This window comes from Tenacibaculum sp. M341 (assembly GCF_004337695.1).
GTDB lineage: Bacteria > Bacteroidota > Bacteroidia > Flavobacteriales > Flavobacteriaceae > Polaribacter.
In genome coordinates, this window is the sequence record NZ_SJXJ01000005.1 from 140,544 (window position 1) to 164,661 (window position 24,118).

The 24,118-nt window shown below is 29.0% G+C and carries 23 protein-coding genes; 19 read left to right on the top strand and 4 right to left on the bottom strand.

The features are described 5' to 3' along the window. The first annotated feature begins 19 nt into the window (after nt 1-19). The 4 genes from rpmB to ftsY all read left to right on the top strand — a co-directional run bounded on the left by rpmB (nt 20) and on the right by ftsY (nt 1,854). Entirely contained in the window at nt 20-259 is a 240-nt protein-coding gene (gene rpmB / locus EYW44_RS07140; RefSeq protein WP_132723116.1) for a 50S ribosomal protein L28, read from the top strand. A 25-nt stretch (nt 260-284) separates the two neighbouring features. Then, nucleotides 285-467, top strand: coding sequence for a 50S ribosomal protein L33 (rpmG, locus tag EYW44_RS07145; protein WP_013070733.1), 183 nt, complete (start codon nt 285-287; stop codon nt 465-467). Nucleotides 468-474: 7 nt separating this feature from the next. Beyond that, on the top strand, nt 475-627 hold the full coding sequence (locus tag EYW44_RS07150) for a DUF4295 domain-containing protein (protein WP_132722982.1): 153 nt from the start codon (nt 475-477) through the stop codon (nt 625-627). A gap of 273 nt (nt 628-900) precedes the next feature. After that, nucleotides 901-1,854 (top strand): signal recognition particle-docking protein FtsY, encoded by a 954-nt coding sequence (ftsY, locus tag EYW44_RS07155; RefSeq protein WP_132722983.1) that lies wholly within the window; start codon nt 901-903, stop codon nt 1,852-1,854. A 78-nt stretch (nt 1,855-1,932) separates the two neighbouring features. Here ftsY and EYW44_RS07160 read toward each other — a convergent pair whose 3' ends face one another. Further along, on the bottom strand, nt 1,933-2,274 hold the full coding sequence (locus tag EYW44_RS07160) for a DUF2853 family protein (protein WP_132722984.1): 342 nt from the start codon (nt 2,272-2,274) through the stop codon (nt 1,933-1,935). Nucleotides 2,275-2,474: 200 nt separating this feature from the next. On the opposite strand from EYW44_RS07160, the gene EYW44_RS07165 reads away from it, so the two are divergent. Further along, nucleotides 2,475-3,839 carry a tetratricopeptide repeat protein gene (locus EYW44_RS07165; protein WP_132722985.1) on the top strand — a complete coding sequence of 455 codons (1,365 nt, stop codon included), beginning with the start codon at nt 2,475-2,477 and terminating at the stop codon, nt 3,837-3,839. Between the two features lie 1,063 nt (nt 3,840-4,902). Here the strand turns inward: EYW44_RS07165 and EYW44_RS07170 are convergent. Continuing rightward, on the bottom strand, nt 4,903-6,966 hold the full coding sequence (locus EYW44_RS07170; protein WP_132722986.1) for a tetratricopeptide repeat protein: 2,064 nt from the start codon (nt 6,964-6,966) through the stop codon (nt 4,903-4,905). A 205-nt stretch (nt 6,967-7,171) separates the two neighbouring features. Here EYW44_RS07170 and EYW44_RS07175 point away from each other — a divergent pair, with 205 nt between their 5' ends. The 12 genes from EYW44_RS07175 (at nt 7,172) to EYW44_RS07230 (ending at nt 17,930) form a co-directional block, all read left to right on the top strand. Further along, nucleotides 7,172-8,356 (top strand): oligosaccharide flippase family protein, encoded by a 1,185-nt coding sequence (locus EYW44_RS07175; RefSeq protein WP_132722987.1) that lies wholly within the window; start codon nt 7,172-7,174, stop codon nt 8,354-8,356. A gap of 108 nt (nt 8,357-8,464) precedes the next feature. Further along, a complete protein-coding gene (locus EYW44_RS07180) occupies nt 8,465-9,661 on the top strand; it encodes a glycosyltransferase (protein WP_132722988.1) in 1,197 nt (398 codons plus the stop codon). 205 nt (nt 9,662-9,866) lie between these two features. Next, a complete protein-coding gene (locus tag EYW44_RS07185) occupies nt 9,867-11,300 on the top strand; it encodes a M20/M25/M40 family metallo-hydrolase (RefSeq protein WP_132722989.1) in 1,434 nt (477 codons plus the stop codon). Between the two features lies 1 nt (nt 11,301). Further along, on the top strand, nt 11,302-11,667 hold the full coding sequence (locus EYW44_RS07190) for a DoxX family protein (RefSeq protein ID WP_132722990.1): 366 nt from the start codon (nt 11,302-11,304) through the stop codon (nt 11,665-11,667). Between the two features lie 5 nt (nt 11,668-11,672). Then, nucleotides 11,673-13,286, top strand: coding sequence for an amidohydrolase (locus EYW44_RS07195; RefSeq protein WP_132722991.1), 1,614 nt, complete (start codon nt 11,673-11,675; stop codon nt 13,284-13,286). Nucleotides 13,287-13,315: 29 nt separating this feature from the next. Beyond that, nucleotides 13,316-13,762, top strand: coding sequence for an FKBP-type peptidyl-prolyl cis-trans isomerase (locus EYW44_RS07200; protein WP_132722992.1), 447 nt, complete (start codon nt 13,316-13,318; stop codon nt 13,760-13,762). Nucleotides 13,763-13,775: 13 nt separating this feature from the next. Further along, on the top strand, nt 13,776-14,264 hold the full coding sequence (locus EYW44_RS07205) for a hypothetical protein (protein ID WP_132722993.1): 489 nt from the start codon (nt 13,776-13,778) through the stop codon (nt 14,262-14,264). A 327-nt stretch (nt 14,265-14,591) separates the two neighbouring features. Beyond that, entirely contained in the window at nt 14,592-15,134 is a 543-nt protein-coding gene (locus tag EYW44_RS07210; RefSeq protein WP_132722994.1) for a sigma-70 family RNA polymerase sigma factor, read from the top strand. A gap of 90 nt (nt 15,135-15,224) precedes the next feature. Beyond that, entirely contained in the window at nt 15,225-15,740 is a 516-nt protein-coding gene (locus tag EYW44_RS07215) for a Crp/Fnr family transcriptional regulator (RefSeq protein WP_243643615.1), read from the top strand. Nucleotides 15,741-15,815: 75 nt separating this feature from the next. Further along, nucleotides 15,816-16,490, top strand: coding sequence for a type 1 glutamine amidotransferase domain-containing protein (locus EYW44_RS07220; RefSeq protein ID WP_132722996.1), 675 nt, complete (start codon nt 15,816-15,818; stop codon nt 16,488-16,490). A 152-nt stretch (nt 16,491-16,642) separates the two neighbouring features. Next, a complete protein-coding gene (locus tag EYW44_RS07225) occupies nt 16,643-17,224 on the top strand; it encodes a Crp/Fnr family transcriptional regulator (protein WP_132722997.1) in 582 nt (193 codons plus the stop codon). Between the two features lie 124 nt (nt 17,225-17,348). Beyond that, entirely contained in the window at nt 17,349-17,930 is a 582-nt protein-coding gene (locus EYW44_RS07230; protein WP_132722998.1) for a YceI family protein, read from the top strand. Nucleotides 17,931-18,016: 86 nt separating this feature from the next. Here the strand turns inward: EYW44_RS07230 and EYW44_RS07235 are convergent, their stop codons facing one another. After that, nucleotides 18,017-18,976, bottom strand: a complete 960-nt coding sequence (locus tag EYW44_RS07235) for a hypothetical protein (protein ID WP_132722999.1) — start codon at nt 18,974-18,976, stop codon at nt 18,017-18,019. Nucleotides 18,977-19,509: 533 nt separating this feature from the next. Continuing rightward, entirely contained in the window at nt 19,510-21,465 is a 1,956-nt protein-coding gene (locus tag EYW44_RS07240) for a YgiQ family radical SAM protein (RefSeq protein WP_132723000.1), read from the bottom strand. Nucleotides 21,466-21,536: 71 nt separating this feature from the next. Between EYW44_RS07240 and EYW44_RS07245 the strand changes: the two genes are divergently transcribed. Beyond that, nucleotides 21,537-23,111, top strand: coding sequence for a hypothetical protein (locus EYW44_RS07245; protein ID WP_132723001.1), 1,575 nt, complete (start codon nt 21,537-21,539; stop codon nt 23,109-23,111). A gap of 139 nt (nt 23,112-23,250) precedes the next feature. Next, complete coding sequence (locus EYW44_RS07250; RefSeq protein ID WP_132723002.1) at nt 23,251-24,078, top strand: DUF3667 domain-containing protein; 828 nt, start codon at nt 23,251-23,253, stop codon at nt 24,076-24,078. Nucleotides 24,079-24,118: the final 40 nt, after the last annotated feature.

A 24,118-nucleotide genomic window follows, 5' to 3' on the forward strand; every position in this document is an offset into this window, starting at 1 on the left:
ACTTAAAACTGTCAAGAAGATGTCTAGAGTTTGTGAATTAACAGGAAAAAAAGCGATGGTAGGTAACAATGTATCTCACGCTTTAAACAGGACTAAAAGAAAATTCAACGCTAATTTAATGACTAAGCGTTTCTATATTCCAGAAGAAGATAAATGGGTAAAGTTAAAAGTATCTGCTTCTGCATTAAAAAATATTAATAAAAAAGGAATTACTGCCGTTATCAAAGAGGCTAGAGAAAAAGGTTTCTTAACAAAGTAATTTTACCGCATAAAAATTTTTAGAGATGGCAAAAAAAGGGAACAGAGTTCAAGTTATATTAGAGTGTACTGAGCATAAAGCTTCTGGGCAGCCTGGAACTTCTCGTTACATCACAACAAAGAATAAAAAGAATACTCCTGATAGAATGGAATTAAAGAAATTTAATCCAATCTTAAAGAAGATGACAGTTCATAAAGAAATAAAATAAGTAGGTCATGGCAAAGAAATCAGTAGCAACGTTACAAACAGGTTCAAAAAGATTAACTAAGGCTATCAAAATGGTAAAGTCTCCTAAGAGTGGTGCTTATACATTTGTTGAGTCTATTATGGATCCTACACAAGTAAAAGACTTTTTAGCTAAAAAGTAATTCTTGTATACAGTTTAAAAGAAAGCTACTTTCATTTTTTTGAAAGTAGCTTTTTTTATATTTAAAACTGTATTTTTGAGTGTTATATATTTTAAATTGGGTTAAACCTGTTTTTAAATGTGTTTTTATTTCATGTAATTTTTTCAAAAAACTCCATTTTTGAGTAAAAATTACCAGAAAATATATTTGAAATTGGTGTTTTAGTGACAATTTGACCGTATTTTAAAACTGGTATAATTTTTAACACTCAACTAATCGAACATAATAATAACTATGAGTTTTTTCAAAAACATATTTTCAAAAGAGAAAAAAGAAACCTTAGATAAAGGATTAGAGAAATCTAAGCAAAGCTTTTTTTCTAAGCTTTCAAAAGCTGTTGCAGGTAAATCAAAGGTAGATGATGATGTTTTAGATAATTTAGAAGAGGTGTTAGTGTCATCTGATGTTGGAGTTGATACTACTTTAAAAATTATTGATAGGATTGAAGAAAGAGTTGCTAGAGATAAATATTTAGGTACTGAAGAGTTAAACGCTATACTTAGAGAAGAGATTGCGAATCTTTTATCGGAAACCAATGTTGGTAACGAAACAGATTTTGTAATACCTGAGAATAAAAAACCTTATGTTTTAATGGTTGTAGGAGTGAATGGAGTAGGAAAAACAACTACAATAGGTAAATTAGCTTCTCAGTTTAAAAAGAAAGGATTGAAGGTTGTATTAGGTGCAGCAGACACATTTAGAGCGGCTGCAATTGATCAATTACAAGTTTGGGCTGATAGAGTTGATGTGCCAATAGTAAGACAGGAAATGGGATCTGATCCTGCTTCTGTTGCTTTTGATACATTACAGTCTGGTGTAAATCAGGGAGCTGATGTAATTATTGTTGATACTGCTGGACGTTTGCATAACAAAGTTAACTTAATGAATGAGTTAACTAAAATAAAAAGAGTGATGCAAAAAGTTGTAGGGGATGCTCCTCATGACGTATTATTAGTTTTAGATGGTTCAACAGGTCAAAATGCTTTTGAGCAAGCAAAACAGTTTACAAAAGCTACTGAAGTAACCTCATTAGCAGTAACTAAATTAGACGGAACAGCAAAAGGAGGAGTGGTAATTGGTATTTCTGATCAATTTAAAATTCCTGTAAAGTATATTGGAGTAGGAGAAGGAATAGATGATCTTCAGGTATTTAATAAATACGAATTTGTAGATTCTTTTTTTAAATAAAAAAGTAAATTGATTCTTAAAAATATAAAACCTCTTTTCACAATGAAAAGAGGTTTCTTTTTTCTTATATACTACGAATTATAGTCCGTAAACAGATTCTTTACCAAACTTTTTAGTTAAAAGATAGTAAACTGCCGCACGATACTTACTTCTTTCAGAAGTACCAATTTGCTCTAAAACTTCAGAGATAGCCTCATCTAATTTAGGACCATCCTCTAATCCTAATTTTTTAATTAAAAAGTTCTTCTTAACAGTTTCAAGTTCCTTTGCATCAGTTCCTGAAACAGTTTCAGCGTCTCTTTTGTAAATAGAAGGACCTAATCCTTTAGTAACGGCTGTCAATAAATCTGCATCAAAACTTATACCTTTATTATTCATAAAGTTTTTGTACAGTTCTACTTTTTCGTCGAATTTGCTCATAATTTTTTAATATTAGTTAACTTGTGTCTTAAATGACGTTTCATCAAATATAAAAAATAATTATGTAAATCAGATTAATAAAAAGAATCAGTCTTACTAGGAATACTTTTGTTAATTATTTTGTTGAAAAATAAAAAATAAATCTGCGTAATAACAACGTTGATGTAGTAGATTTATATGGTAATTCAAATTTCAAGTATATGTCTTTAGGAAAATTTGAGTCAATGTTAAAAACAAATAATGTTTATTTTTTTGATGCTACTGAATTTGAAAGTATTATACAGCATTATTTAAATATAGGGAAGCATTCTTTGGCAAAAAAAGCTATTCAATTAGGCTTAGAACAACACCCAAATAATATTGCTTTAACCTTGCTTAGGGTTGAAATATATATTTTTGAAGGTAAGTATGAGTCGGCAATAAGTTTGATAAATAAAATTGAGGCTATAGAACCAAATAATGACGAGGTTTTTATACAAAAGGCTACTATTTTATCAAAACATAAGAAGCATACAGAAGCTATAGGTATCTTAACGAAATCGTTAGAATTTGTTGAAGACCCTGTGGATGTATGGGCTATGATTGGTATGGAGTATTTATACTTAAATGATTACGACAACGCTAGACTTAATTTTGCAAAATGTATTGATGTTGATTGTGAAGATTACTCTTCATTATACAACGTTATTTATTGTTTTGAAATGCAAGAAGATTATGAGGCTTCAATAAGTTTTTTAAACAAGTACATTGATAGAAATCCATACAGTGAAGTTGCTTGGCATCAATTAGGAAAACAACATTTTGAATTAGAAAATTACGAGGAAGCTCTAAAAGCTTTTGAATATGCTGTACTAATTGATGAAACTTTTATAGGTGGATATTTAGAAAAGGCTAAAACCTTAGAGAAATTGTCGTCTTATGAAGAAGCGATAAAGAATTACCTTATAACTTTAGAATTAGATGATCCTACAGCTTATGTTTATATAAGAGTAGGTGAGTGTTATGAAAAATTAGAATCTAGAGGAACAGCTATTGAATATTATAAAAAAGCAGTATATGAGGATCCTTTATTAGACAGAGGGTGGTTGTTACTGACAAACTTGTATTGTGAAGCTGAAAATTATCATAAAGCAATTTATTACATTAATAAAGCGCTACAAATTGATGATACAAATCCTTTGTATTGGAGAAAATACGCTGAAATTAATATACACCTAAATTTTTACGATGAAGCTATAAAAGCTTTCAAAACGTGTATTAATATTGGAGATAATGAACTCGAAGTATATTTAGGATTAGTTGATGTATTGTTATTTTTAGGTGATTATGAAGAATCTTTAGAGATTTTATTGAAAGCAAGAAGAACTTACAGAGAGTTTGCTGAAATAGAGTATCGTTTGTGTGGTATTTTTATAGTGCACAATAAAAGAGATTATGGGTTTCAACACTTAAGCAAAGGACTTCAAATTGATTATGAATCTCATTATGTAATAAAAGATTTATTTCCTGCTGTATATAGAATACAAGAAGTACAAAGCTTTATAGAAGACTTTAAAAGTAGTTGATATTACAGCTACAGACCGTGTTTATTTGCATTTAAAAGAAAAAAGAAACAATTTTTTACAAGACATTTTATGTTTATTGTATAAAATGCTATGAAATCTACTCTTGCTTCTGTCAATTTTTTGTTAAAACTTTTTTCGTAGCAGTTAAATTTAATTACCCTGTAGAGGTAGTTAATAGGTTGTTATTTAGTGTTTTTGCTAATCGATATGCTATTGTTTTATCGAAGGAATCATTCATTCTATCTAATACTTACTAGTTTCACGTCGAAAAAAGAATAGTATCAGTCATATATATACGTACTTTTACACCACATAATGATTTTAAATTGATTCAATTCAATTTATAAGATTTTTGTTTTTTCATTATTAAATCCGAAATTATTTATAATTGAAGGTTTTTTAAATTTATTTGGTTGATTAAGGACCCTTTTACGCTCGTAAAAGGGTTCTCTTTTTTACGTCAGTTTTTTAAGTTAAATACCAATCATATCATTAATCTAACATTTGAGGTCGTTAATCGATATAAACAATAACGAATATCGATTTACTAAGGAATACTTGAGGAGTAAGTTGTAATTTTAAAATGTAGACGAGATTAAGTATATAGTTTTTTATAAATAAAGAGAGTACTTAATTGTACTCTCGAATAATTTTCATTTTTTGAAATTTCCACTTCTACAAAGGAAATTTTTTTAGATTTATTTGGTTGATTAATGGAACCCTTTTGTACCCCAATTGCAAAAGGGTTTTTATTTTATATGAATTAAAAGTTTTTTTATTTATGTAAAGCATTCGTCTACAGTTAAATGCAGTTAATCGATAGACCTGTTTAATAATATCTAAATTTATGATTGAAAATCGAGAAATGATTCTATATTTGTACCCCGCTTAACAGCGAGTTAAATAAGCACATAAAAGTACATTGTACACATGCAATAATATATTCATTCTTAATTCCCCAATTTTAAGAATTGAGTTTTTAGATTTATCTAAGTAAATGTTGGAAAGCCTTTTACAACCCCAATTCGTAAAAGGTTTTTTTATGCGCTAAATTTAAATTTGATTATTTAATACACCTATTACTAAAGTACCATTTAAGCCTAATACCAATTTCTGTAAATGTAAAACCTGCCACAGTTGCAGAAGCAATATTCGTATGATTGCCGAAGATGTTCATTAAAAAGTCTTCCGAAAATTTATAGCCTAATTTAGCATTTAACCTATAAGTAAATTGACCATCATTAGTTTCAATTTTTTGAATACCTGTAGCTGCATTGGCACTATAAAACCAGTTTTTGACTTTGGTAGTTTGTTCGTTTTTTAATAATTCTAAAAATATTTCAAAATTATTGAAAGAACTTGGACTAAAGTAAATAGTTGGGTTTTGAATAGAGAATGTTATGTATTGATAATTTATACCTCCTTTTAAAGTAGGTTCCGAAAGGAAGTTATAATACAGTGAAGAGAAAAATAAGTTTCTTTGATTTCCATCACTTAAATTGGTTAAAAAGTATTGATTATACCATCCTAAATTAAAAGTAGTACTAATGTTGTAATTCACAAAATAATGATCATTCACAAGCTTTCTATCTAAAAGGTCAACATTAAAATCTTCTAATTTTCTTTGAAAACCAAACTCTAAATTTTGAAGTCTAAAAGGTTTGGTGATTAATTTTGCTAAAATTGAAAACTGATTATAATCTCGATCAATAGATGAAACAGCATTGAAGCCCAGATTAGATTCAAAATTAAGATTTGGAATTAATTGATAATTAATTCCAAATTGAAAACCTTTTAAAGAAGCTTCTGTGTTTGCTGCTGTATTTTCCGTTTTTCTATAAGTAAAATTACCTTTTATAGTAAGTTTTTTATTTAAAGGATATTTAACACTTGTATTACTAGTAAATGAAGTGTTATTTCCATTATCAAAACTATAACTAGCTTTTTCCTCTAAAAAAGGGAAAAAATAACGTTGAAACTTTTTTCGAGTAGCTAATACATCAGGCTGCGTAGGAAATACTTTTAAGGTTGTTTCTAAAGCATCAAAAGCTTTATCAAAATCATTGTTAGCAAAATAAGCATTGGTAATACCTAAGTTTCCATCAAATGACTTTTTATCATTGTCGAGTATTTTATTATAAGAAACGGTACTTTTTTTAAAGCCCCCTTTATAAGTATTCAATGTAGCTTCTAAAGAATGAACCCAGTTTTCATTATCGTATTCATTATGTAATTGTTTTATTATTTTTTCAGCTTTAGCATATTTCTTATTCCAAATTAAAGCTTGAACGTATCTTTCTGTGGCTAAAACTTTTAAAGGAGCATTGCCTGTTGAGTCAATTTCTATTAAAGCTTTATTAGCTATTTTTAATGCATCCTTATCTTTTTTCTGTAAATGCGATACCAACGAAAGTCCTATTAAAGAATAGATTTTTGAATCTTTTGCATTATTCATTTCTGAATATACTTCTTTCACTTTTTCATATTCCTTTTCAGCAAGGAAAATATTGGCTTTAAGTTGCAAAGTTTCTTTGTCTAAAGGAAAGTCTTTTAAATTGTCTTCTAATAGCGCTAGCGCTTTTTCTATTTGTTTTTCTTTAGAAAGTTGATTAGCATACCCAAGTCTAATGTATTTCCTAGAAATTAAAGCACTACCATTTCCAGGAGATACTTCAAGAGCTTTATTAACATACACTAAAGCATCTTTATATTCTTTTAAGTTAGATAGTGTGTTGGCATATCCTAAAAGAGCATTAAAACTTGTTGGATTCTCTTTAAGAAGTTTTTGGTAGTATTCTTTAGCAATCTTAAAGTTCTTTCCCCAAAGTAAAGATTCAGCATAATTTAATTTTATTTCAAAATCATTTGGATACTCAGATAAAAGCTCTATAAAAAGAGCGGTAGCTTCTTTAGTACTATCAGTTAAACCCAATGCTCTTCCATAACATATTTTAGCGGTTTTATTGTTTGGTTCTTTAGAAAGCACATCTTTAAAGAAAGAACGAGCACTTTTAAAGTTTCCGTTTTCTAATAATTTAAAACCTTTATCCATTTTAATTTGAGCAATGGCAATAGTTGAAAAAAGAAAGGTGAAAAAAACAAAAAGATGATATCGGAGGTTATTCATATAAAAATGAAATTTAATAAAAGAACAATTACCCTAAATATACCTTTATAAACTGAATTAAAATAAGTTATTTTAAAAATATTTTCAGATGCTTTTAAAAAATGTGTAAATTACGTAGTGAAGAATACAGACTTTTAAAAATGTATAAATAGTAAATAAATTGAATTTATTTAAACGAAAAAAATTATCCTCCGAACAAGTATTTATGTTAAGCGCGCTTATAGTAAATGCAGGTAACTACCTATACAATTTAATAGTTGGTAGGTTGTTAGGTCCCAAAGAGTTTGCAGATGCTGCAATTTTAATCACCTTTTTATTGGTATTGTCTTTTTTAGCGATGACATTTCAGCTTGTTACCGCTAAATATGTAGTGTTTTTTGAAGATTCCGTAATTCAGTCACTTTTAAATTTTATTGTTAAAAGATCTCTGTTTTTCGGAATATTATTAGGAATCATCATAATAATATCCGCAGGTTTTTTCCAAAGTGTATTTAATACCAGTACCTCCAGTATGTTTGTGATTTTTGGTATTGGAGTTCCTATTTATTTTTTGATGAGTGTGAATAGAGGAGCATTTCAAGGAAAAAAACAATTTGTAAAGCTGTCAATAACCTATCAAGCAGAAATGATTAGTAGGTTAATTATAACCTTACTGTTACTTTATTTCTTGAAGATCGAATCTTCAGTGCTGATAGCTACAGGAATCTTTATTTCTCTTTTGTGTAGTTTATATCCTTTTAACTTAAAAAATGAGTCCGTTATTCAGCCATTAAATGATTATCACAGAGGACTTTTGTTTAAGTTTTTCTTGCTAACTGCATTTTATGAGTGTACCCAAATTATTATCAATAACAGTGATATTCTTTTAGTAAAACATTATTTTGATAATTATCAAGCAGGTTTATATGCATCATTAGCACTAATAGGTAGAGTTGTGTATTTCATAGCATGGATGTTTGTAATGTTATTATTACCGGCTGTAGTGAATAAAGAAAAAGAAGGACTTCCTCATGGAAACGTCCTACTTAAATATGTTGGATATATTAGTTTATTATCAGTAACTATTGTTTTAACAAGTTATTTATTTCCAGAGTTAGTAGTACGTATTTTATTTGGAGAAGCATATTTAGAAATTGCACCGCTTTTATGGCAATATGCTTTAGCAACCTCAATCTTTGCTATATCTAATGTATTCGCATACTATTATTTATCAATAGATGAATACATACCAGTGGTTATAACAGGTGTATTAGGACTAACGCAGGTGTTATTAATTGTTTTTTTTCATGATAGTTTACAACAAATAGTTATTATGCAAATAATAGCAATGTCTATATTATTAATAGTTCAATTATTTTTCTTCTTTTACTCGACACAAAAAAGAGGGTGATCTACAGATACTTGTATTTTATCATTAGTTTTTTGATTTATGGTAGTTTAAGTTTTTGATTTTTAGTTGAATAAGCTTATATTTAAGGTTAAATACAAAATAGACCTTATGAAATTAGCAATTGTTACCGCATTTCCCCCAAGTAAAGTAACATTAAATGAATATGGATATCATTTAGTGAAACAATTCAGAATGAAACAAGCAGTTGAAGAAATTATTCTATTAGTAGATGAAAATACTTCAGCAGAAGATGTACATTTTGAAGAGGATGGGTGCAAGATTACTGTTAAAAACTGTTGGAAGTTCAACAGCTATAAAAATATAATTACTTTAAACAAAGCCTTAAATGCAACGAAGCCAGATGCTGTATTATTTAATTTACAGTTTTTAAAATTTGGAGATAAAAAAGTTCCGGCTGCTTTAGGATTAATGTTACCTTATTTATGCAAACTAAAAAAAATACCTACAATTGTTTTATTGCATAATATTTTAGAGCAGGTAGATTTAAATAGTGCTGGATTTACAAAAAATAAATTACTACAAAAAACTTACGGATTTATAGGGACGGTGTTAACTCGTTTTTTACTGAAAGCAGATTATGTTGCTGTTACCATTCAGAAATTTGTGAATACACTTCGTGAAAAATATAAAACAGATAAAGTTGTTTTAATTCCTCATGGAACTTTCGAAATGCCACCAGAGCCTGATTTTTCATTACCAGCAGGACCAAAACAAATAATGGCTTTTGGTAAGTTTGGTACTTACAAAAGAGTAGAAGTAATGATTGAAGCAGTAGAAGAAATTAGAAAAACTTCTTCAGAGGATTTAGCAATAGTTATTGCAGGAACTGATAGTCCTAATACTCCAGGTTATTTAGATGAAATGAAAGAAAAGTACAAACATGTAAAAGGTCTTCGTTTTACTGGGTATGTAGAAGAAGAGGATGTACCTGTAATTTTCGGAGAAAGTACAGTTGTTGTTTTTCCGTACACTTCTACAACAGGAAGTTCAGGAGTTTTACATCAGGCAGGGAGTTATGGTAAAGCGGTAGTGATGCCTAATTTAGGAGATTTAACAGATTTAATTCAAGATGAAGGATACAGAGGTGAGTTTTTTATGCCAGATGATGTGAGTTCATTAGCAAAAGCAATAGAGAAAATAATTACAGATGATGTGTATCGATTATCATTGGCAAAAGCAAATTATAAAGCGGCAGCGTCTTTACCAATGTCAGAAATAGCTGAAATGTATTTACAATATTTTGAAAAACTGATGCCACAAAACTTATCTGTAGTTGATGTGTAGCATATCTTAAAATATAAAAATAGTCATTATTAAAAAGGCATAGAGATTTCAAATCTCTATGCCTTTTTAAATGTTCCAAAGTTAAATTTGTTAGAATGTTATTTTAAATAAAACATTAAAAAGAAAACTGTGTGAAAATTTCAAAGTTCATTACAGCAAAATAAAAAATTGTAATTTTAACTCAATTAAACCATTAAACTTTAAAATGAATAAACTACTAGCACTTTTAAGCTGTTCTATAGTTTTATTTTCTTGCGGAAATAAAAAAGAACCAAAGTCTATTAATAACGGATTATCATCCGAAGAAAGGAAAGACAGTACCAATATAAAACATTTATTTAATGCTGCTTTAACAGAAGGAAAATCTTACGAATGGTTAAGAGATTTAACGCAAAATATTGGAGGTCGTTTATCTGGATCACCAGAAGCGGCTAAAGCTGTTATTTGGGGAGAAAAGTTAATGAAAGATGTAGGACTAGATTCTGTGTGGCTGCAACCTGTAATGGTTCCACATTGGGTACGTGGAGAAAAAGAAGAAGCGTATTATACAGTTAATGGAGAACAAAAGCAAGTAGCAATTTGTGCTTTAGGTTTTTCTGTAGCTACGCCAGAAAACGGAATTACGGGTGAAGTAATAGAAGTGAAAAGTATAAAAGAAGCAGAAGCTTTAGGAGATAAACTTAAAGACAAAATAGTGTTTTTTAATGGGGCTTTTGATGAAACATTAATCAATACATTCCAAGCCTACGGAGGTTGTGTTGGACAACGTTTTTCAGGAGCAAGAGTTTCTGGTCAGTTTGGAGCAAAAGGAGTAATTGTTCGTTCTATGACCAACGGAATTAATGATTATCCACATACAGGTTCTATGGGATATGGAGATATTCCAAAAGAACAATACATACCTGCAGCGGCAATAAGTAGTAAAGCTGCGGAAAATTTAAGTGCCGATTTAAAAGTAAATCCGAATTTACAATTTTACTTTAAGCAAAGTTGCAAAACATTACCAGATGCACCATCACACAATGTAGTAGGAGAGATAAAAGGTACTAAAAATCCAGAAAAGATTATCGTAGTTGGAGGTCATTTAGATTCTTGGGATTTAGGGGAAGGAGCACATGACGATGGAACAGGTGTGGTACAATCTTTAGAAGTAGCATATTTATTCAAAAAGAACAATATAAAACCTAAAAATACTATTCGTATTGTATTTTTTATGAATGAAGAAAATGGGACTCGCGGAGCTAAAAAATATGCTGAGTTAGCAAAATTAAATAACGAAATTCATGTTGCAGGTTTAGAAAGCGATGCTGGTGGACACACACCTAGAGGTTTTTCTATTGATGCGAATGGTAAAAACACCAAGTTGGTAAAAAGTTGGAAGAAATTGTTAGCGCCTTATGGATTACATGATTTAATCAAAGGAGGAAGTGGAGCAGACATTTCACCTTTAAAAGATGATCATGTAACTTTAGTAGGATACAGACCAGATAGTCAACGTTATTTTGATTATCACCACACATCAACAGATACGTTTGATAAAGTAAATAAAAGAGAATTAGAGTTAGGAAGTGCTTCTATGGCAAGTTTAGTATATCTAATGGATCGTTACTTATATACAAACGAAGAGGTAAAACCATAACATGGAAACAATATTTTTGTATTCAAGGTTTCTTATGGCTGCTATGTTTGTAGCTATTGGATTTCATCATTTTTATAAGCCAAAATTTTATTATCCAATCATACCAGCTTTTTTTCCAAAGCTTTTTGTGACTTATGTTTCTGGGGTAATAGAAATAATTATAGGAATAGGATTGTGTATTCCAAGTTATCAGAAATACGCAGCTTTAGGAATGGCTTTGCTTATGGTTGCATTTTTACCATTACATATTTGGGATATTACGAGAGAAAAACCAGCAATGAAAACAACAAAAGGAGCCTACATCAGGCTTGTTATTCAGTTTGTTTTAATTGCATGGGGATACTTCTTATTTAAAAAACTAAATTAACTTAAATGAAAAATATAATTCTATTATCTGTATTAGGATTCTTGACATATGCTTGTCAAACAAAAGAAAAAGTAGATGCATTAGTAATAAACGGAAAAGTATATACAGTAAATGATGCTTTTGATATGGCAGAGAGTTTTGCTGTAAAAGACGGAAAGTTTATTGCCATAGGAAATAATCAAGAAATTCTAGAGAAATATACATCAGAAAAAATTATTGATGTAAAAGGACAATCGGTATATCCGGGATTAATTGATGGACATTGTCATTTTTTTAACTTAGGAATTCAGCAACAAAAAGTAGACTTAATGGGTACAAAGAGTTATGAAGAAGTGTTGCAAAAATTAATCGATTTTCAGAAAGAAAAAAGCACCACTTTTATTACAGGTAGAGGTTGGGATCAAAACGATTGGGAAGTCAAAGAATTTCCTACGAAAGAAAAATTAGATAGTATTTTTCCGAATACACCAGTGTCAATAACAAGAGTAGATGGGCACGCTGCTTTAGTAAATCAAAAAGCAATGGATATTTCAGGAATTACAGATGCTTCTGAAACTGAAGGAGGAGAGTTTATTAAAAAAGATGGAAAATTAACGGGTGTATTAATTGATAACGCCATGGATTTTGTGAAAATTCCTGCGCCTACCAAAAGAGAACAAATACAGGCTTTAAAAGATGCTGAAAAGATTAATTTCTCATATGGATTAACAACTGTTTCTGATGCAGGATTAGACAAACCAGTAATTGAGTTGATAGATAGTTTACAAAAAACAGGAGAGCTAAAAATGAAAATTTATGCAATGGTTTCTGCAACTCAAGAAAATTTAGATTATTACATTAAAAAGGGAATTATTAAAACAGATAGATTACATGTACGCTCTTTCAAAGTTTATGGAGATGGTGCTTTAGGATCTAGAGGAGCAGCCCTTAAAGAACCATACAGTGATCGTCATAATCATTTTGGAGCCTTAATTTATCCTCCTAAACGTTATGAAGAAATTGCAGCGCAAATAGCAAGTTCAACGTATCAAATGAATACTCATGCAATTGGAGATTCTACAAATTATTTAATGTTAAAAACCTATCATAAAGTTTTAAAAGGTCAAAAAGATAGACGTTGGAGAATAGAGCATGCACAAATTGTAGATGAACAAGATTTTAATATGTTCGAAAATATTGTACCATCTATTCAGCCAACACATGCTACTTCAGATATGTATTGGGCTACAGATAGAGTAGGTGAAAAAAGAATAAAAGGTGGATATGCTTTTAAAAAACTACTAAACGTGTACGGAAAAGTAGCTTTGGGTACCGATTATCCAGTAGAAAAAGTAAATCCTTTTTTAACATTTTATGCAGCTGTTGCACGTAAAGACTTAAATAACTATCCGAAAGAAGGTTATCAAATGGAAAACGCTTTAACTAGAGAAGAAACAATTAAAGGAATGACCATTTGGAATGCTTATGCAAATTTTGAAGAAAATGATAAAGGAAGTATTGAAGTTGGAAAAGCAGCAGATTTTGTAATTTTGAATCAAGATATCATGCAAATTGATATTGATAAAGTACCATCAACAAAAGTATTAGAAACTTTTAGTAATGGTGAAAAAGTAAATTAAATCAAGTAATAATAATTAAAATCATTTCAATGAAAACGTATGTGTATTTATTTTGTCTAGCGTTATTTTTTTCATGTAGTTCAGAAGATGACGTAAATTTTGATGCTCAAAATGAAGCAGACATTGTTAAATATTTAGCAGATAATAACTTGAATGCAAAAAAGAGTAGTTCAGGTTTATACTATATAGTAAATACTGAAGGAACAGGTGCCAATCCTTCGGTTAATTCAAATGTAAAAGTAGCTTACAAAGGATATTTTTTAGACGGAAAAGTATTTGATGAAAGTGCAAGTGGTATTGAGTTTAATTTGCAGCAAGTGATTGCGGGTTGGACAGAAGGAATCACTTACTTTAAAGAAGGTGGTAGCGGAGTGTTATTAGTTCCATCGAGATTAGGATACGGAAATAATGGAAGAGGTTCTATACCTGGAGGAGCTGTTTTAGTTTTTGATATTAAATTACTAGAAGTAAAATAAATAGTCCAAGCTCATGAAATTTTTAAGAATACACCTTGTTCTATTGTTTGCTTTTACAAATTTATACAGTCAAACTACCGAGAAAGAAGCTTTAAAAAAGTTATCATTTATCATAGGAAATTGGGAAGGTAAATCTATTTCTTACAATGATAACAATGAAACTAAAGAAGTTGCTGTAGTTGAAAACGTTCAGTATATAATGGATGGAAATTTAATATCATTAGATGTTAAATCTCCTTGGATTGCTTTGCATACTATAATTAGTTACAGTACTAAGGATAAAAAGTATTATTATTATCCGTTTTCAAAAGAAGGAAACAAAAAAGGATATGAGGGCAGGATAGAAGGAGATCGTTTTTTAGTTTATTTTAACGCATCAGGACGATTAACTTTTACAAGAACAGCTAAAGGAGAGTTTCATGAGTATGGAGAGAAGCTTGTAGACGGAAAATGGAAAAAATATTTTGAAGATATTTTGCAACCTAAAGCTTCTAAAAAATAAATTTAAATAAAAATGCATCTTTTTTATTCTTCTAAAGTCTACTTATAGAATATTAAAATAAAGTAATATGAACTATAAAGGAGAATGCACATGTACATGTGAAGGATGCAAAACAGGAAGTTGTGCTAATTGCACTTGTGAAAACTGTACTTGCAACAACTGTAATTGTTAACAAAACAATTTTATAGGTTATTAAACTGAATAATTTTCAGTAACTTTTAAAATGAAAAAGGTCAACAAGCGCTTTTCAAATGGTAGTTTGAAATAAATACTGTTTGAAAAGTCTTGATTGACTAATTTGTAAAGTATAGATTCACATAAATAGTTATGACCACAAAAGAAGTTTGGGTTACTTATCATAAAGATTTAAAACAATTCATTTTTAGTAAAGTTAAAGACGAAATGACTACTGATGACTTGTTACAGGATGTTTTTATTACAATACACACAAAACTTGAAGATTTAAAAGATACTGCAAAGTTAAAATCTTGGGTGTATGCTATTGCTAGAAATAAGATTATAGATTCTTTCAAAAAAAATAAAAAGACTGTTGAAATTTTAGAATTTAAAACAGAAGGAGAAGTAGAAGAAATTCCAGTACACACAGAAAAAGATTGTTTGGGAGGAATTATAAAAAACTTACCATTAAAATATAGAACTCCGTTGTTTTTGTCAGATATAAGAGGTGTTAAACAACAAGACATTGCAGAACAGTTAAATTTACCATTGTCAACAGTAAAATCACAAATACAAAGAGCACGAAAAATGATTGCTCAAGGTTTTATAGATTGTTGTGGGTATACTTTTAATAAAAAAGGTAAATTAGTAGGTGAATTGAAAGACCGAAAAGATTGTAGGGTCTGTAATTAAAAAGTAGAAATAATTAAAACAAATATCACCGATATTAATAAGATAACAGCTTTATTTAATGGAGTAGAGCTGTCTAATGTAGAAGAAGGATTGATTCTTCAAAAATTTCAAGAAATAACAGTTCAAAAAAATGATTTACTAGTAAGGCATAACGAAACAATTCAATACCAGTATTATGTGGTTAAAGGTTGTTTAAGAACTTATTTTATTGACGAATCAGGAAAAGAACACACCATTCAGTTTGCTATTGAAGATTGGTGGATTAGTGACTACATTGCTTATTTTGGAAATAGAAAAACAGTTTTTAATATAGAGTGTATAAAAGAAGCATTATTGCTTAGAATAAAGAAAGATGACTTAGAAGAAATTTACAATAAAGTTCCGCAAATAGAGCGTTTTTTCAGAAAAAAAATAGAAAAAGCATTTGTGAGACAAGAGTTAAGAATCCTTGGAAATTTAACGCAAACAGCAAAAGAACGTTATTTACTTTTTTTAGAAACCTACCCGCTTATAGAAAAGAATATAAAAAACTATCATATAGCTTCTTATTTAGGTATTACTACGGAGAGTTTAAGTAGAATACGTAAAGAAATAGCAGTTAATTAATTTTCTTATCATACATCATTTTTTATAAATAGAACTCGAAGTAATTTCGAATTATAATAACATACCTTAATAATTATGAAAAAAGTTTTATTTGTATTAACAAGTCACGATAAATTAGGAAACACTGATAAGAAAACAGGTTTTTGGGTTGAAGAATTTGCTTCTCCATACTATTATTTAGCTGATAATAATGTAGATGTAACATTAGCATCTCCAAAAGGAGGTCAGCCTCCAATTGATCCTAGTAGTGAATTACCAGATTTTCAAACTCCAGCTACAGAAAGATTTAATGAAGATAAAGCACTTCAAGAGAAGTTAGCCAATACACATACATTAGAAAGTGTAAATGAAGCTGATTATGATGCTGTTTTTTATCCAGGAGGACATGGTCCTTTATGGGATTTAGCTGAAGATAAAAATTCAATTAATTTAATAGAGCGTTTTTATACAAACAATAAGCCAGTAGCAGCAGTTTGTCATGCACCAGCAGTACTGAAAAACACAAAGGTTGAAGGAGAATACATTGTAAAAGGAAAAAATGTAACAGGGTTTAGTAACACAGAAGAAGATGCTGTACAGCTTACAGAAATTGTTCCTTTTTTAGTTGAAAATATGTTACAAGAAAATGGAGGGACTTATTCAAAGTCGGAAGATTGGCATCCGTACGCTGTAGAAGATGGAAACTTAATTACAGGGCAAAATCCGGCTTCATCTGAACTTGTAGCTGAACATTTATTAAAGATGTTATAATTTAGATTGAAATATTAGAAAAAATAATTAAGAGTGAACTTTATGTTTGCTCTTTTTTTATGAGGGTGAGTTGGTGAAAAAAACTTATATAAATAGATAAATTGTATATTGAAATTTAAATATATTGTGTCCAACAAGAACTAACAAATTTCATGGAAATACATCCGTTTATTTCACACATAAATAATATTGTATCATTAACTTCAAAAGAGGAAGAAATACTTTTAGAAAAAACAAAATATAGAAAATATCTAAAAGACCAATATATTGTTCAGCAAGGAGATGTGTGTAAGCATATAAACTTTATCATAAAAGGATGTACAAAAACTTTTCATTTAACGAATGATGGGCAAGAGCACATTATTTTATTCTCTATAGAAGATTGGTGGAGCGCAGATATGGGAAGTTTTATTACAGAAACACCAGCTGATTATAGTGTGCAATGTGTAGAGAATACAGATGTAATTCAGATAGAAAAATCCATTATAGAAGATTTGTATACTGAAATTCCGAAGTTAGAGCGTTTTTTTAGAATCATTACACAGAGAGCTTTAGTATCTTCAAGAAAAAGAATTGTAAGAGGTTTCAGTAAAACAGCAAAAGAAAGATATTTGATCTTTAAACAAAGTTATCCGGAATTAGAAAAAAGAGTACCACAATATATGGTTGCTTCATATTTAGGAATTACTAAAGAATTTTTAAGTAAGATAAAAAGGCAAATAGCTAAAGAGTAGTTTTTGATTGTTTCATCAGTACAAAAGAAAAGTTAAACTAGTTTAACTTCCTTTTGTAAACTAGTTCATTTTTTACAATTGTTAAGTTATAGAAATTTGTATCACTAATTTTTAATTTAACAAGATGAAAAAAATAATCAGAAATAGTATAGGTATTTTATTAGTAGCATTTACAGCATTTTCTTTTACTTCTATTAAAGAAATTAAAAGAGAAATAGATGCTGCTAATAGCAAAGTAACTTGGAAAGCATACAAAGTTGCAGGTTCTCATTTCGGAGAAGTGAAAATTAAATCAGGAGATCTACTTTTTGATGGAGATAAATTGACAGGAGGTTCTGTAACTATTGATATGACTTCAATTGGAACTTTAGACTTATCTGGAGAATATAAAAATAAGTTAGATGGACATTTAAAGTCGGGTGATTTTTTTGGAGTTGATAAACACAATACCTCAAAGATTGTATTTACAAAAGTAAAATCAACAGGAAAAAATGCATACAAGGTTAAAGGAGATTTAACAATTAAAGGAAAAACTCATGAAGTAGCTTTTACTATTTCTGTATACGGAAGTAAAGCAACTGCAAATTTAAAGGTAGATAGAACTAAGTATGATATCAAATATGGTTCAGCTAGTTTTTTTGACGGATTAAAAGACAAAGCTATTTATGATGAATTTGATTTAGTAGTTGATTTACAGTTAAAGTAAATAATAAATTATATCAGCAAATTTATAAATTATCAAAAAGCGACTTTAGTTTTAAAAATTAAAGTCGCTTTTTGTTACACTAATTTTTAAGTAAAATTATGAAAAGCAATATTTAACTCTTTGATTTTATTAATAGAATCTTCTTCTCTTTTCATCTTAGAATTCATCATACTAACTTTAATTTTCTTGTGATATATAGTGTGAATTTCAAAAAGAATAGTTTTGTTTTCGTACTTTTTAGTGATACTATTTATATGATTTATAGGGATAACTTTTTTAAAAGGAAGATATACACTTTTGATAATTAAATGTTCATCAGTTCTTTCAAAATAAGCACTATTTGATGAAGTAATAAGTAGTAAAAAAGAACTTAGTAGAGATAGTAAAATGAATTCTGGTACCTTTAAAAAGCCGAAAAACGCTAGGTCAATTAAAGAAATAACAAAAACAGTTATTGAAATTATTAATAAAACACGTATTATTTTAGCTGAAATAGGTATTGGAAGACTTTTATGTGTAGCTTCAATATGTTGATAGTCTGTTTGTAGCGAAAAATCTGAAACATCTTTGCCTTGATGAAATTTTTGATCTAAAAACCAACGAATTTTCCAAAAATTGGTATTATAATTTTCTTTAAAAGAAATTGTTTTTCCATTCTTTAAATATATGATGATCCCTTCTTCGGGCATTGATAGCAAAAAGAATCTTCCTTTTATCATAGCATACAAGTCTACACGTAAAATTTCATCGTAAGTATAAAACAATCGTCCCTTTTTTATGCCTTCCTCGTTCACTTCAAAAAAGCTTGCTGAAGAAATAAACTTGTAAATTCCAAAAATAACAAACACCATAAAACCTCTTAAAAAAATAGCTATTTCTTCATGGCGAAAAAGATTGATACTTAAAAATGCTAGAACAGACAGCATAAAAAGAATGAAAAAGATTAAAAAAGGCTTGATAGTACTTTTAATGCTATTCCCTCTTTCTTTTTTTATAGTTATAGCTTTTGTTTCTTTCTTATTTCTTTTCAAGATTTGCCACAGCATGACTAAAAGTTTTGGTGATTTCCGTTATGATTTCCTACTGTTTTTTATTTTAGAGTAGAAACTTTCAGTCAATAAAAATAAGTAAATCAGATTTAAATAGAGAAAACTTTGAAAGTCCTACTTTGTTTTTAGGTACTGATTTTAACAAATGATAATCCTTTACAGTTATGACTAATTTCAGAAAGAAGAATAGTAAAAAGAATGTTTTCCTAATGACAAATTGATTTCTTTTTGGGGCTGGAAATACCTGCCATTTAAACTAATGATAAAAGGAATAGGTTTTTCATCATGATCTTCAACTATATAAAAACAAGACAACACCTTTTTGTTTTGCAGATATTAATTTTAAGGGATTATTTTAAGATCAGTTAAAAAAGATGTTGTGCTTTTTGTTTACTTTACTAAAATATAGAGAGATAATTAAAAAAGCATTATATATTCATCATTTGCACTGAAATGAATATATAATGCTTAAAAAAAGTATATACGATCTTTTGAATTAGATATTTATAATGGGTTTTTTGAAGAGGTTCTTAGCGTCTTCTTTTTCCCTTAAACCCTTTGTTTTTTCTTCTGGATTCTTTTTTCTTCGGATTTGCAATAGCATCATCAAAAGTATTTCGAGTTTTTCCAGGTTTATTTTTTCGCCAAGATTTATCTTCTGGCAATAATTTTTTAAGTAAATCAGTACGTCCTACAGAAGTCAACTTATCTTTAATCCATTTTCTGTTTTCTTTCTTGTACCAAAAGAAAAATTTATGTTGATCTAACTTTTCTTGTTTGGTTTTAGGAGTTTTAGTAGGTTTTAAAGTATATGGATGATACCCACTGTAATAAATTACTGTGGCTACTGTCATAGGAGTAGGAGTGAACCCTTGAACTTGTTCTAGTTGAAATCCCATATCTTTTGTTTCGGCTGCTAAATTAGCCATGTCTTCAGCTTCACAAGCTGGGTGACTAGAAATGAAATAAGGAATTAACTGAAGGTTCAGTCTTTTCTTGATGTTAATACGATCAAAACGATCTTTAAACATATGAAAATACTTAAAAGAAGGTTTACGCATTAATTTTAAAACAGGATCAGAAGTATGTTCAGGTGCTACTTTTAATCGCCCAGAAACATGATTCGTCATTACTTCTTCAGTATATGCATCTAGTTCTTTAGGATCAGCATTTTTATTAAATTCAGGAACCAACATATCGTGTCGAATACCACTACCAATAAATGATTTTTTTACTTTCGGATGTGAATCAACAGCCTTATAAAGCTCTGTTAAAGGTTTGTGAGAAGTATCTAAATTACTACAAATAACAGGAGAAATACAAGAAGGAGCAACGCATTTGTCACAAATCGATTGTATTTTTCCTTTCATTTTATACATATTAGCAGAAGGTCCTCCAATATCAGATAAATAACCTTTGAAGTCATCCATTTTGGTAACCTTATCTACTTCTTTCAATACAGATTCTTGGCTACGACTTGCAATAAATTTTCCTTGGTGCGCAGAAATCGTACAAAAACTACATCCACCAAAACAACCTCTATGAATGTTTATAGAAAACTTAATCATTTCAAAAGCAGGAATTGGTCCTCTTTTGTTGTATTTTGGATGTGGTAATCTTGTGTATGGCAAATCAAAAGAAGCATCAATTTCCTTTTCTGTCATGGTTGGAAAAGGCGGATTGATGACTAATAATTGATCATCAATTTTCTGAAATATTCTACGAGCCATTAATTTATTAGACTCTTGCTCAATAATTTTAAAATTAGAAGCAAATGTTTTTTTGTCTTTTAAACAAGCTTGATGAGAAGCAATTTCAACATCTTCCCAATTTTTGTTTTTTGGAGTCTTTTCATCAGGTTGAACTAAAAAAGCGGTTTGTTTAATAGTACGTAAACTCGCAAAAGGAACTCCTTTTTGTAACAATTCAACAATTTCTCTTAGTGGCTGTTCTCCCATTCCATACACTAACATATCAGCTTTAGAAGTCTCTAAAATAGAAGGCATTAGTTTATCAGACCAATAATCATAATGCGTAACTCTTCTTAAAGAAGCTTCAATACCACCGATAAGTACTGGAACATCAGGAAACTTTTCTTTTAAAATTTTTGAATAAACTGAAGTAGCATAATCTGGACGGAAACCAATATCACCATTAGGAGTATAAGCATCTTTATCACGTCTCTTTTTACTAGCAGTATAATTACTCACCATTGGATCCATACATCCACCAGTTACAGCAAAAAATAATCTAGGGGTACCTAACTTTGTAAAATCTTGTAAATTATCATGTACACTAGGTTGCGGTACAATGGCTACTTTTAAGCCGTAACTTTCTAAAATACGACCAATTACCGCAGGTCCAAAAGAAGGGTGATCAACATATGCATCACCACTAAATAAAATTACATCTAGCTCATCCCAACCTCTCAATTTTACTTCTTTTTTAGTTGTTGGTAACCAATCAGAAAGTCGTCTTAATCTCATATTTTGCAAAGTTAAGCTATTTTCTTTCAATTTCGTATTTTTGTCGGCTACTAAACAAAAAATCAATTATTATGAAAAAAATAACATTGCTGTTGCTATTGTTAACTTCACTTATTTATGCCCAGGAATTTAAAATAACTAAGAGTGAGATTTTTAAAGACAAAAAGAAGCATAGTTTTTTAGCATATTCTTTAGATGACGGAGCGGGAGGAGTAATAACAATTAGGAAGTATTTAGGAGGTTTTCCTTTTAAAAAGATAAAAGGATATTACATTCAACATTTCGATAAAGATTTAAAGCTGAAAAATGAGTTTAACTATGAAGTTAAAAAGAACAGAATAGAGGAGGCTTTTGTAAAAGATGGTCAGTTAAATTTAATAGAATTTGAACAATCATCTAAAGAAAAAAGTTTAATCTATACTGTAAAAAAGAGTGGATTAGATGAATTTAACTTTACATCTAAAGAGTTGTTGTCAGTTTCAGAAGACAATGTAAAAAACTATTTCGGATTTATGATTTTTCCTCTTTACTTTGATAATGGATTCAATCAAATGGATAGAAATCATTTAGGAGAAGTTGTAATGTCTGGAAATCAAAAGTTTTTTGCAATTAATTTTGACTTTAAAGATAAAAAACAAGAGACTCATAAAGTTTTTGTTTTTAATGATGATTTTGAACTTGTGTACGATAAATTCATTAAAAAGGATATAAAAGATAAGTATTTCGATTATCATACAATTGAAGTAGATGATAATGATGGATCTGTTTATTTTTTAGGGAAGTCATATGAAAATAGTTCAAGAAAAGAGCGTAAAAAAGGAAAAGCGAATTACCATTTTGAATTGACTAAAATTAATAAAAATGAAGAGAAAAGTTTCAGTTTTAAAGAACCAGAAAAATCAATAGGTTCATTATCGTTAATAAGAACTAACGATCAGTTGTCATGCGTTGGGTTTTATGGAAATAAAAAAGAACATAAATACAATGGAGTAATTGTTTACAAATTGAATCCAAGTTCTTTAGAAATAAACAATAAAAAACTGAATCCTTTTTCTGAGGAGTTTTTATTTGATAAATATGGAAGTAATGAAAGAAAGAAAAAGAGAAAAAGCAAAAAAGGAATTACAAATATTGTTTTTAAAAGTGTGCAAGCTTTAGCAAATGGAGATATTGTAATAAATGCTGAAGAAGATTACATTTCTACACATACTTATATGAGTGGAAATGGAGGAATGGTGACAACAACAGTTCATCATTTTGATGATTTGATATCTTTAAGAATTGATAGCGAAGGAAGTTTAAAGTGGGCTAGAAACATTATGAAAAAACAAACAGGAGTAGATAATAGTTCGTTTACTCCAATAACTGTTGGAGAGACTACATATTTGTTTATCAATTGTTCTGATAAGATTAAGAAATTAAGAGATGATAGAATTTCTTTTAAGCAAACATCTGCAAAAAAATCAAACCTTTATGTGGTTTCTATTTCAGGAAATGGAAAGTTTGACTACAAGAAACTAATAGATAAAAAAGACTCTGAAGTTTATTACAAGGTTAACAATGGAAACGTTGATGCTAATAACAATGAAGTAACTCTTTTGGGTAAAAGAAAAAAGAAGTCTCAGATAATTAAAATAAAAATTTAAGATATAGTTATCTTTATCGTAAAAAGCCTTGTGATTTATTATGAATTACAAGGCTTTTTTGATTTTTTAGTTTATAAATTTAATAGAAATATTCATTTTTTTATATTTACCACAATCAAACTAACATAAAATATTAAAAATGAATTGTAAAAATTGTGATCATGCATTAGAAGATGATGATCTTTTCTGTGAAAATTGTGGAGCTAAAGTTATTAAAGAGAGAATTACAACTAAGTTTTTATTAAGAGAACTTTTAGCAAGCTTGGGGTGGGATAGCTTATATTGGAGAACATTGAAGAAAATGTTTACAAAACCTCAAGAAGTGTTAACTGAATATGTTGGTGGTACTAGAAAAAAATACATCAATCCTTTTTCTCATTTACTTATTGGAACCGCTTTGTTTTTAGCTGTGATTAATATTTTTAAAAAAGATTTTGATAATATTTTATACGCAATAAATAAAGAACAAGTAGAATTGTCTAAAAAGGATTTAACCAAAATAAAGGGGACAATTTCTGATGCTGAATTTAAAGATTTAACAAGACGAAAAGAAACAGCAGTAATGGTATTAAAGTACAATGACTTTATGCTTAAATATTTTAATATAATTGTACTTCTTTTTATACCACTCTTTGCATTTATTAGTAAATTAACTTATAAGAAACCCTATAATTATGGAGAGCATATTGTTATGAACGCGTACTTATATGGAACTTCAATGTACTTTTCAATAACAGTTTTAATTTTAGCAGTATTAATTCATCCTAAAATTTATTATTCTACAACTTTTATTTTTATGATTTACTACTTGTTGGTATTCAGTAAAATATATAAACATTCTTTTGGCAAAGCAATATTAAAACTATTACGTTTTTTACTATTGTTTTTACTAACAATGCTCGTATTCATGTTGTTGTTAGGTATTATAATTGCGATAGTAATGATAGCCACTAAAGTATTGACATAAACAAAATAAAACCCTTTTTCAAAAGTTGATCACTTTTGAA